This window comes from Jejuia spongiicola (genome assembly GCF_023502325.1).
In the GTDB taxonomy this organism is placed as follows: Bacteria; Bacteroidota; Bacteroidia; order Flavobacteriales; family Flavobacteriaceae; genus Wocania_A; species Wocania_A spongiicola.
On record NZ_JAMFLZ010000002.1, the window covers coordinates 599,509 to 611,047 of the forward strand.

Consider the following 11,539-nt stretch of genomic DNA (forward strand, 5'->3'; position numbering starts at 1 on the left):
ACACTTTGTTAGCACACGTTTTTATTCTATTTTTTTATATTCATAATGATTGTTAAACAATTCGCTTTTGTCTTTATAGATTAGCTTATTTTTATCAAGCTTGATAATAACATAATTCCGATTTCCTAGGGTTAGAGTTGAGTCAGTTAGTTTATAAGTCGAATCATTTCCATATCGTAAAGTTAGAAACTCGAACGTATAATCCTCTTTAAAAATTAAAGTGATTTTCTCTAATTTCGTTTTTGGGTTAGAGTTTGATTCAGAGTCGTTTTCCGAAAGAGGCTTAATATCGTCAGGAAATGAGTCCGTTTCCGCAACCAAAATCCATTTTCCGATAAGTTTATTTTCCGATATGGATTGTGCTTTGCAAGAGTTATTTCCGAGAATTAAAGTCAGTATTATTAATATTCTCATAGTTTTTCAAATGTGTGCTAATGTTTTTTACGGATATGCGTCGTTTTAATACTGAAACTAGTTCAGCACAGGTGATTTATATCCGACGTTAAACGAAGTTAGCTAAATTTTCTGACAAAATCAAATTGTAATAATTAAAAAATCCCGATAGAAAACTATCAGGATTTATGAATTTTATGTCATTCATTAGAGCAGTAAATGTGTGGCAATCTGTTTATTAGAGTTTAAAAGGTTACCACGTTGTATCGCCTCTTAATGACGTATTTAATCTTCAACCAAAACCCATTCGCCTTTAGCGATTAAAGGCTCTGCTTGTTTATACTTAACAGTTTTGTTTTCACCATTCATAACGTGTTTGATTGTAACACGATCGTTACGTCCAATTTTTGGTCTGTCACGTACAATGGTTTCAACAACTTCTTGTTGACGTTGTGTATTCCCTGCTGCTCTGTTTTGTGCAGAACGCTCATCTAAATTTGGAATTTCGTCTTTCTGAATGTTTAATTTTTCCTTCTTACGGGCTCTAGCTTCTTGTATGGTATCTTGCGTTTCTTGCGGTAATTCACCTTTAAATAAGAATGAAATAACATCTTTATTCACTTGGTCAATCATAGCTTTAAACAACTCAAAAGCTTCGAATTTGTAAATTAATAACGGATCCTTTTGCTCGTGTACAGCTAGTTGTACCGATTGTTTTAACTCGTCCATTTTACGTAAATGTGTTTTCCAAGCATCATCAATAATGGCAAGTGTAATATTCTTTTCAAAATCGGTGATTAATTGTTTTCCGCCAGATTCGTATGCCTTTTCAAGATCGGTAACTACATTTAAACTTTTTACACCATCTGTAAATGGTACAACAATACGTTTAAACTTATCGCGTTGAGTTTCATAAACATTTTTAATAACAGGAAAAGCAATATCTGCATTACGAGACATTTTTTCTTTGTAATTATCAAATGCAGCATTATATATTTTTGAGGTAATATCTTGCGCAGAAAGTTTTCCAAATTCATCTTCGGTAATTGGAGAACTCATTGAGAAATAACGAATCAATTCAAATTCGAAATTTTTATAATCATTTGCACCTTTATTTGTTTCTGCAATACCTTCTGAAGTATCAAAAATCATGTTGGCTAAATCAACACGTAAACGTTCACCAAATAAAGCATGATGACGACGTTTGTAAACAACTTCACGTTGTGCATTCATTACATCATCATATTCTAATAATCGCTTACGAACACCAAAGTTGTTTTCTTCAACTTTTTTCTGTGCACGCTCAATAGATTTTGAAATCATAGAATGCTGAATTACTTCACCTTCTTTTAATCCCATTCTATCCATCATCTTCGCAATACGTTCACTACCAAATAAACGCATTAAATTATCTTCAAGAGAGACATAAAATTGTGAACTACCAACATCACCTTGACGACCTGCACGACCACGTAACTGTCTGTCTACACGACGCGAATCATGGCGCTCTGTACCCACTATGGCTAAACCTCCAGCTGCTTTAACTTCATCTGATAGTTTAATATCTGTACCACGACCTGCCATGTTTGTTGCAATGGTTACTTGACCAGTTCTACCTGCTTCATCAACTATTTCTGCTTCTTTTTTATGTTGTTTCGCATTTAATACATTGTGAGGTATTTTGCGAATACTCAACATTTTACCAAGTAATTCAGATATTTCAACTGATGTTGTACCTATTAAAACAGGACGACCAGCTTGCGATAATTGAGTAACTTCATCAATAACAGCATTATATTTTTCTCTCTTAGTTTTATAAACTAAATCTTCTCTGTCATCTCTAGCTATAGGGCGATTGGTAGGTATTTCTACTACATCTAATTTGTAAATTTCCCAAAATTCTCCAGCTTCAGTCACCGCTGTCCCCGTCATACCAGATAGTTTGCGGTACATTCTAAAGTAATTTTGTAGTGTTACTGTAGCAAAAGTTTGAGTGGCATCTTCAATCTTTACATTTTCCTTTGCTTCAATGGCCTGATGTAATCCGTCAGAATAACGACGACCATCCATAATACGACCAGTTTGCTCATCAACAATCATTACTTTATTATCCATCACCACATATTGTGTGTCTTTTTCAAATAAAGCATAAGCTTTTAATAATTGATTTAAAGTATGTATACGCTCAGATTTTACACCAAATTCTTTGAATAAATCTTCTTTAAGATTTGCTTCTTCCTCAGCAGAAAGTCCTTGTTCTTCTATTTTTGCAACTTCAATACCAATTTCTGGCATCACAAAAAAGTCTGGATTATCTTTTCCAGAAAGGTAATCAATACCTTTATCTGTTAATTCAATCTGATTATTTTTCTCTTCAATTACATAATACAATTCCGCATCAATTTTAGGCATTTCGCGGTTATTATCTTGCATATAGAAGTTCTCTGTTTTTTGAAGTAGTAGTTTTATACCTTCTTCACTTAAAAACTTAATAAGCGCTTTGTTTTTAGGTATACCACGGTATACGCGTAATAATTTAAAACCACCTTCTTTTGTGTCGCCTTCTTTGATTAACTTTTTAGCTTCGGCTAAAACGCCTGTTAAGTATTTACGTTGTACAGAAACAATGTCATCAACTTTTGGTTTCAGTTCATTAAATTCATGATGATCTCCTTTTGGGATTGGCCCAGAAATAATTAAAGGCGTACGCGCATCATCTACTAAAACAGAATCGACCTCATCTACAATTGCGTAATGATGTGGACGCTGTACCAAATCATCTGGCGAATGTGCCATATTATCACGTAAATAATCAAAACCAAATTCGTTATTTGTACCGTAAGTAATATCAGCGTTATAAGCTTTTATACGCGCTTCAGAATTGGGTTGATGATAATCAATACAATCAACACTTAAACCATGGAACTCAAAAATAGGAGCCATCCACGCGCTATCACGTTTTGCTAAATAATCGTTTACTGTAACCAAATGAACACCACGACCAGTTAACGCATTTAAATACACAGGAAGTGTAGCAACCAAGGTTTTACCTTCACCTGTTTGCATTTCAGCAATTTTACCTTGATGCATGGCAACACCACCAATAAGCTGAACATCGTAATGTATCATATCCCATGTAATAGGCTTTCCAGCTGCATCCCATGAGTTTGCCCAAGAGGCATTGTCGCCATCTAGTGTTACATACGTTTTGTCTCCAGATAAGCTTCTATCAAACTCATTAGCAGTTACAGTAATATTTGTATTGTTAACAAAGCGTTTTGCTGTTTCCTTGACCACAGCAAAGGCTTCAGGTAAGATATTGTTTAATGTTCCTTCAACAGCTTCATAAGATTCGTCTTCAATTTTATCAACTTCTTGATAAATATCTTCTCGCCTGTCTATATCTTCAGTAGCTTCAGCTTCTTTTAAAAGCGCCTCTTTTCTTTCATTAAAAGGTTTACGAGTTTCGGCAATTTTAGCTTTAAACTCAATAGTTTTTCCTCTCAACTCGTCATGCGATAAAGCTTCCAGAGCTGCTTCAAAAGTTTTAACTTTATCTACTATAGGCATTAAAGCTTTTACGTCTTGTTTTGATTTGTCTCCAACAAATACTTTTAGTACAGAATTTAAAAAACTCATGTGTTTATGTTTTATGTTTATCTAGGGTTTCCTAGTTATTTTTATTTAATTTTAAAAGATTTCTGCTTTACAGAAATGACAATTTTAATTGATACCTCAAAGCAAAGCTTCTTGGGGATTTTGTCGACTTCAAAGATACATTTTGTTTAAAGATTAGGACAAAAAAAAAGTCTCAAATCGAGACTTTTTAACTATTCTTTATGCTTTATTAATATTCATCCTCGTTCCAGAGGTAATCTTCATCTGTTGGATAATCTGACCAAATTTCTTCAATCGAATCATACGAATCTCCTTCGTCCTCAATCGATTGTAAATTTTCTACAACTTCTAACGGTGCGCCAGTTCTAATAGCGTAATCTATTAATTCGTCTTTGGTTGCTGGCCAAGGTGCATCACTTAAATAAGATGCTAATTCTAAAGTCCAATACATTTTTTATGCGTTTAATTTTTTGCAAAAATAAATTTTTAGTTTAAACAGACAAGAAAAAAATGAATTATTTAATCATTAATTTTAAGAACGTATTCTTTTGTACTCTAAACACTTGCAAATTTATTGTTGCTGTGTTAATAATATTAGCAATTTTTGTGGATGTTATTTTGGGCGTTACCACACCCTTTAGCTGCGCTCAGGGCAGGTGGTCGGGCTTTCCGCTATATCTTTTTAAAACGTTATTGCTAAAACTAAGCATAAGGTAATTAGCCAAATCAAAGTAATCACAATTTTTTATTTCATTTAAGTTTTAAAAAGGATGCTGCTGCAATCCCTAACGCTAACTAGTCTGCAGTTTTCGGTACTCAGCTAACAGTAATATGTTTTCCGCATACTTTTTCTTCAAACTTCTGTCTTCCGTATTCAAGCTAATCACTTTTCTCCGGAATCCACTTAATTTCATTTGCTTGTAAATCGTAAGACAACTTTCGTGCCAACACAAAAAGGTAGTCAGAAAGGCGGTTTAAGTACGTTAAAGCATTGGCTTCAAAAGGTTCTAAATCGTTAAGTGCAGATGCTAAGCGTTCAGCTCTTCGGCACACGCAGCGTGCAATGTGACAGAATGACACGGTTTGATGCCCACCAGGTAGTACAAAATGCGTCATTGGTGGTAATTCACTGTTCATAGAATCCATTTCCTGTTCTAAACGCTCAATATTTTCGGAAGAAATCTTTTCTATGTTTAAACGCTCTTTACCATTTTTTAAAACCGCTTTCTCAGGATCGGTTGCTAAAATAGCACCAACAGTAAATAGTCTATCTTGAACATGAATCAAAATATCTTTATAATGTTGATTGATATTTTGATCTCGAATTAAACCTAAATGTGAGTTTAGTTCATCAACCGTTCCGTAGCTTTCAATACGTATATGATGTTTTGGTACACGTGTACCGCCAAATAATGCCGTGGTACCTTTATCTCCTGTTTTGGTGTAGATTTTCATTTGTTAATTGTCTCGCAAAGGCATAAAATACGCCAAGCTTTTTTCAAATTTAATGGAAACTTAACGACTTAACAACTAAACACCTAAACTCTTATTGAGAAATGTTCTTTCACTTGTTCTTTTCTAAAAAAAACAAATCCCCAAAAAAAAGTATCAATGGTTACTGTTACTTTTTGGTGTTTTTTTATGGTTTCCCAAGCTTCTGTCATATCTTTTGACCAATAGATATCATCAAAAATAAAAACAGAATTGTTATGAGTGGTTTCAAGTAATGTCTCAAAATAATTTAAAGTGGCATCTTTTTGATGATTACCATCAAAGAAAATAAAATCGTAACGATTAGATGTAAACTCTTTAATAACAGCATCAAAATTGCCGTTAACTGTATTAATATTTTGTAACTTAAGCTTTTCGAAAGTTTCTTTTGAAAATTCAGAAATATTAGGGCAGCCTTCAATAGTTGTAAGGTTTGTTTTTGGGTTTGCTATATGCATTGCTTGTGTTGCAATACCCAAAGATGTGCCTAGTTCTAAAATATTTTCAAATTCAAAATAGTTAGTAAGTCTATATAAAAGTTTTGCTCTTTTATAAGTTGTACCTGCATTTTTTGCCATTTTAGAAATGGATCGCTGGTTTTGTTTTAAAACATGAGAGCCAACACCCAAATCGGTAACAGAAAGTTTTGTTTTGTTTTTTAGAAGAGCTTTTTTATAGTTTAAAATACTTTTATAACCATCATAATTTGTTTTATCATAAAAACACTTAGTAACCAAATTATATACAAAAGGAGAGTGTACACCATGTTGGTTCGTAGATTTTAATAGAAATTTTATGTATTGAATTATTTGATACACCTTATTCTTCAAGTTTTGCCGATAACTCAAACCAACGTTCTTCTTTTGCTTCAATAGTTTCTATAATGACTTGTAGTTCTTCAGACAACTTGTTAATTGCATCTTGAGATAAATCTGGATTATTAAATTTATTTTCCAATTCCTTTTTATCAAAAGCCAATGACTTTAATTTACTCTCAATGTTATTAAGCTCTTTTTCCTCATTATAAGACAGCTTTTTAGCATCGTTTTGTTTCCAAGCATTTTTCTCTTTTTTATCTTCTGGTATTTTAGAAATTGCAGGTTGACTATCTTCATACACTCTGTAATCTGAATAGTTACCAGGAAAATCTTCAATAACACCGTCTCCTTTAAAAACAAAAAGATGATCGACAACTTTATCCATAAAATAGCGATCATGAGACACGACAATTACACACCCAGGGAAATCTAAAAGAAAACCTTCTAGTACGTTTAATGTAACAATATCTAAATCATTTGTAGGTTCATCAAGAATTAAAAAATTTGGATTCTGAATTAAAACCGTACATAAATATAAACGTTTGCGTTCACCACCACTTAGTTTTTCAACAAAATCATATTGTTTTTTTCTACTAAATAAAAAGCGTTCTAAAAGTTGCTGAGCACTAATTTGTCGTCCCTTTTTTAAGGGAATGTAATCGCCAAATTCTCGAATAACATCAATAACCTTTTGTTCTGGTTTAATGCGTATTCCACTTTGCGTGTAATAACCAAACTTAACTGTATCGCCTTTTATAACTTTACCAGAATCGGGTTGTGCGGTTTGGGTTAAAATGTTTAAGAAGGTAGTTTTACCTGTACCATTTTTTCCAATAATGCCAACACGTTCTCCTTTTTGAAAAGTATATTCAAATTTGTTAAGTATAGTTTTGTCTTTAAATGCCTTTGATACTTTATGAAACTCTAAAATTTTGCTACCAAGGCGTTCCATATTAAGTTCTAACTGAACTTCATGGTCGTTTCTGCGTTGATGTGCTCTGTGTTTTATATCAGCAAAGTCATCAATACGAGATTTCGATTTAGTGGTTCTAGCTTTTGGCTGCCTACGCATCCATGCTAATTCCTTTTTAAAGAGTTGCTTCGCTTTACCAGTTTCAACAGCTTGCTGTTCAATTCTTGCATCACGCTTTTCAAGGTAATAAGAGTAATTACCTTTGTAGCTGTGTAATTTACCTTCGTCTAACTCTATAATTTCATTACAAACACGTTCTAAAAAATAGCGATCATGCGTTACCATAAATAAAGTTATGTTTTCTTTTGCAAAAAAGGCTTCTAACCATTCAATCATTTCTAAATCTAAATGATTGGTAGGCTCGTCTAGAATTAATAAATCAGGCTTATTAATTAATGCATTTGCAAGAGCCAAACGTTTTTTTTGACCTCCAGATAGGGTATTTATTTTTTGATCTAAATTTTCAAGTTTTAATTTGAAAAGTATTTGTTTGTAAAGTGTTTCAAAATCCCAAGCTTGATAACGCTCCATAGATTCAAAAGCGTTTTGATAAGCTTCGGAATCATCTGGGTTTAAAAGCGCTTTTTCGTAGCTTGAAATAACTTTTAAAATAGGATTATCGCTTGCAAAAATAGTTTCTTCAATGTTTAAGGCTTCATCAAATTTTGGATCTTGAGAAAGAAAAGAAACCTTTATGTCTTTTCTGTAAATAACACTCCCAGAATCTGCTTGATCATTTCCAGAAAGGATATTTAGAATAGAAGTCTTACCTGTTCCGTTTTTAGCAACGAATGCTATTTTTTGATCTTTATGTATACTGAATGAAATATCTTGAAAGAGCGTTAATTCTCCGTAAGATTTCGATATGTTTTCAACTGTTAAATAATTCAACTGATATTTTTTCTGCAAATAACGGATAAAAAACCAAAAAAGCCGTTATAAGTTTTATTGTTCAAGACGAAAACTTATATTTGTGATAAACATAAACTCCAATAATGAAGCGACCAATCTTATATGTTATTGTTACAATTAGCTTTCTTTTATCTTCATGCATTACTAATAAAGATTTGGTTTATTTACAAGATAAAGGAACGGTTATGAATGACTCCTTAATGATAAAAGAGCAATCAAAGCCATATAGAGTACAGGTAAATGATATTTTAAGTATTAATGTAAAAGCATTGGATGAAGAGCTTACAAGTATATTTAATCCAGTAAGTACAGAAAATGGTAACATTGGTAGTGAATCTTTATATTTTAATGGATTTACTATTGATTTACATGGAAATATTAAGTTTCCAATCTTAGGAGAGATTAGTGTTTTGGGGTTGACTATTAAAGAGGTTGAAGACAAAGTTAAAAAAGAACTGTTAAACCAATATTTTAAAGAAACTGCTCAGATTTTTGTTACAGTTAAGCTGGCAGGTTTACGTTATACAGTAACTGGTGAAGTAGGTAGTACGGGAGTTTTAACATTATATCAAGACCGTGTAAATATTATCGAAGCTTTAGCTAATTCTGGTGACATAAAACCAACAGGAGATAGAACGGATGTTTTGATAGTAAGGCAATACCCAGATGGGCAAAGAATACATCACATAGATTTAACTGATATTGCAGCAATGCAATCACCATATTATTATATCCAACCTAATGATATTATTTTAGTAAAACCATTAAAGCGTAAAGCTATAGGAGCTGGCGAAACAGCAACTCAAACATTAACTACTATAGCATCTATATTTTCTGTAGTTGTTTCAACTTACTTTTTGGTAAAAAATCTTTAAGTTTACTTATGAATGATGAATTTGATGTAATAGAGTCACAATCGAAATTTGATATTAAATCCTTTTTATTTAAGGCTTTAAATTACTGGAAATTGTTTTTAATATGTCTTATTATAGGTCTTATAATAGTTTATCAGCAAAACATAAGAAAGCAACAATCTTATAGGTTATCTACTCAAATATCTATTGAAGACGATAAAAACCCGCTATTTACATCTAACACAAATTTAGTTTTTAATTGGGGAGGAGTTTCTAACAAAGTGCAAACTATGATAACCAGTTTGAAATCTCGATCTAACCATGAAAAAGTAGTTGATAATTTGAATTTTTACATAAGTTATTTAAAGCAATCTAGATTTAGAAAAGATGATGTTTATAAAGAAGCTCCTTTTAAAATTGAATCTATACCAAATAAATATCAGCTACTAAACATACCAATAAAAGTCATTTTTATTGATGATAAAAATTTTGAGATTGAATATGCTTTTGACTCTGAGGCAGTAAGGGCTCAAAATTTTAGTGATAAATCTAAAGTAGATATAGATGTTGTTGTTGGGCAATTTAAGAAGCAATTTGCATTTGGAGAACCTGTAGTATTACCTTTTTTAAACTGTATTATTAATATTGCAGATGATAAAAAATGGAATAAGGAAGAAGAATATTTTTTTCAGTTTAATGACTTTAATAACGTAGTAGCTAACTATAAAAATAAATTTAATATTAGTCATGCAAAAAACTCTTCAATAATAAATTTAAGCATCACCGATTTTAATAAAGGAAAAATAGTAGACTATTTGAATGAAACTGTACGGGTTTTAAGTGAAGACCAATTAAATAGGAAAAATCAATTTGTAACTAATACTATTAATTTTATTGATGATCAATTAGATAGAGTTAAACAAAACTTAAGTACCAATGCAGATTCTTTAAACGATTACAGACAGAAAAATAAAATTTTTAATTTAGATGAAGAAAGTGTAAGTATTAATAGTAAACTAACAACTTTAGAGTTTGAAAAAGATGGAGTAAATAGAAAACTTGCTTACTATGCAAGTTTGAAAACCTATTTAGAAACTAGTAATAAATTTACCGAAGTACCAGCACCATCAATAGCAGGTATTGATGATGGTAATATACTTGCTAATATTGGAAAGATTAATTCGTTATCTGTTGAAAAATCTAAATTGGAGTACTCAGTAAGAAGCGAAGCCACAATTTTTGATGATTTAAATAGAGAAATAGAAGGTTTAAAAACAGTATTGATAGAAAATATAAGCTCTGCTACAGCTGGTTTAAGAAGAGAATTGCAGTCAATAAACTCTAAAATAGCAATTGCTGATTCTAAAATAAGAAAGCTACCAATAGATCAGCAAAGACTTATAACGATACAACGACAATATTCGTTAAGTGAACAAACTTATAATGTGTTTTTAGCTAAGCGTAGCGAAGCCGAAATAATTAAATCTGCTAGTGTTTCAGATATTTTAGTTATTGATCCGGCAAAAGATACAGGAGCAAAACCTATAGACCTAAACTTAAATTCTAGATACATATTTGCTCTTTTTGGAGGATTGTTTCCACCATTACTTCTGGCATTTTTAATGGTTTTATTTGATACTAAATTGCATAGTCCAGAAAGTATGCAAACTATTTCAAATATTCCGCTGTTAGGTGTAGTAGGAAAAAATAATACCGATAATAATTTAGCAGTTTATACAAAACCTAAATCTGCAGTTGCAGAATCATTTAGAGCAATTCGTTCAAGTTTACAATACATTTATAAAAAACACGATATTAATGGATCAAAAACTGTTTTAGTAACCTCTTCTGTTAGTGGAGAAGGAAAAACATTTTGTTCAATAAATATTGCTACAGTATTTGCATTGAGTGGAAAGAAAACAATTTTGGTAGGTTTAGATTTAAGAAAGCCTAAAATTTTTGGAGATTTTGATATAAAAAATGATATTGGTGCTGTGAATTACTTAATTGGTCAAAAAACTTTATCTGAAGTTACACAAGCTACAAAAATTGATAACTTGTCTGTAATAACTTCTGGACCAATTCCTCCAAACCCTTCAGAGTTATTAATTAGTGAAACTATGAATGACTTTATAGCTAAACTAAAAAAAACTTATGATTATATAGTTTTAGATTCCCCGCCAATTGGGCTAGTTGCTGACGCTTTAGAATTATTAGAGTACGCAGATGCATCATTATACGTTGTACGACAAGATTATACTAAAAAGCCAATGTTAAGCCTTATTAATGATAAGTATAAAAAAGGCGAAGTAAAAAATATAAGTTTTCTGTATAATTATTATAACTTGAAAAATAAATATGGCTATGGATATGGCTATGGATATGGCTATGGTGATTATGGAAATGGTTATCATGAAAATGAAAATATAAAACCAAGTTTGTTGTCAAGAATAAAATCTTTCTTTAAGGTTATTTAAATA

General features: G+C 31.5%; 8 protein-coding genes. 2 read left to right on the forward strand and 6 right to left on the reverse strand.

From position 1 onward, the window contains the following. Window positions 1-21: 21 nt before the first annotated feature. The 6 genes from M3P09_RS06580 to M3P09_RS06605 all read right to left on the reverse strand — a co-directional run bounded on the left by M3P09_RS06580 (window position 22) and on the right by M3P09_RS06605 (window position 8,184). On the reverse strand, window positions 22-414 hold the full coding sequence (locus tag M3P09_RS06580; protein ID WP_249972492.1) for a hypothetical protein: 393 nt from the start codon (window positions 412-414) through the stop codon (window positions 22-24). Window positions 415-678: 264 nt separating this feature from the next. Beyond that, window positions 679-4,032 (reverse strand): preprotein translocase subunit SecA, encoded by a 3,354-nt coding sequence (gene secA / locus M3P09_RS06585; RefSeq protein WP_249972493.1) that lies wholly within the window; start codon window positions 4,030-4,032, stop codon window positions 679-681. Between the two features lie 208 nt (window positions 4,033-4,240). After that, window positions 4,241-4,462: a DUF2795 domain-containing protein gene (locus M3P09_RS06590; RefSeq protein WP_019387375.1), complete on the reverse strand. Its 222-nt coding sequence runs from the start codon at window positions 4,460-4,462 to the stop codon at window positions 4,241-4,243. Window positions 4,463-4,890: 428 nt separating this feature from the next. Beyond that, window positions 4,891-5,466, reverse strand: a complete 576-nt coding sequence (locus M3P09_RS06595; protein ID WP_099565538.1) for a cob(I)yrinic acid a,c-diamide adenosyltransferase — start codon at window positions 5,464-5,466, stop codon at window positions 4,891-4,893. Between the two features lie 83 nt (window positions 5,467-5,549). Beyond that, window positions 5,550-6,320: an O-methyltransferase gene (locus M3P09_RS06600; RefSeq protein ID WP_249972494.1), complete on the reverse strand. Its 771-nt coding sequence runs from the start codon at window positions 6,318-6,320 to the stop codon at window positions 5,550-5,552. Window position 6,321: 1 nt separating this feature from the next. Next, on the reverse strand, window positions 6,322-8,184 hold the full coding sequence (locus M3P09_RS06605; protein ID WP_249972495.1) for an ABC-F family ATP-binding cassette domain-containing protein: 1,863 nt from the start codon (window positions 8,182-8,184) through the stop codon (window positions 6,322-6,324). Between the two features lie 104 nt (window positions 8,185-8,288). Here M3P09_RS06605 and M3P09_RS06610 point away from each other — a divergent pair, with 104 nt between their 5' ends. Then, on the forward strand, window positions 8,289-9,080 hold the full coding sequence (locus M3P09_RS06610; protein WP_249972496.1) for a polysaccharide biosynthesis/export family protein: 792 nt from the start codon (window positions 8,289-8,291) through the stop codon (window positions 9,078-9,080). 8 nt (window positions 9,081-9,088) lie between these two features. Then, complete coding sequence (locus M3P09_RS06615; protein WP_249972497.1) at window positions 9,089-11,536, forward strand: exopolysaccharide transport family protein; 2,448 nt, start codon at window positions 9,089-9,091, stop codon at window positions 11,534-11,536. Window positions 11,537-11,539 lie beyond the last annotated feature (3 nt).

Excerpts from the sequence above, each read along its gene's own strand:
- M3P09_RS06595 (WP_099565538.1), bottom strand. The coding sequence starts at position 5,466 with ATGAAAATCTACACCAAAACAGGAGATAAAGGTACCACGGCATTATTT.
- M3P09_RS06590 (WP_019387375.1), bottom strand. The coding sequence starts at position 4,462 with ATGTATTGGACTTTAGAATTAGCATCTTATTTAAGTGATGCACCTTGG.
- M3P09_RS06580 (WP_249972492.1), bottom strand. The coding sequence starts at position 414 with ATGAGAATATTAATAATACTGACTTTAATTCTCGGAAATAACTCTTGC.
- M3P09_RS06615 (WP_249972497.1), top strand. The coding sequence starts at position 9,089 with ATGAATGATGAATTTGATGTAATAGAGTCACAATCGAAATTTGATATT.
- secA (WP_249972493.1), bottom strand. The coding sequence starts at position 4,032 with ATGAGTTTTTTAAATTCTGTACTAAAAGTATTTGTTGGAGACAAATCA.
- M3P09_RS06610 (WP_249972496.1), top strand. The coding sequence starts at position 8,289 with ATGAAGCGACCAATCTTATATGTTATTGTTACAATTAGCTTTCTTTTA.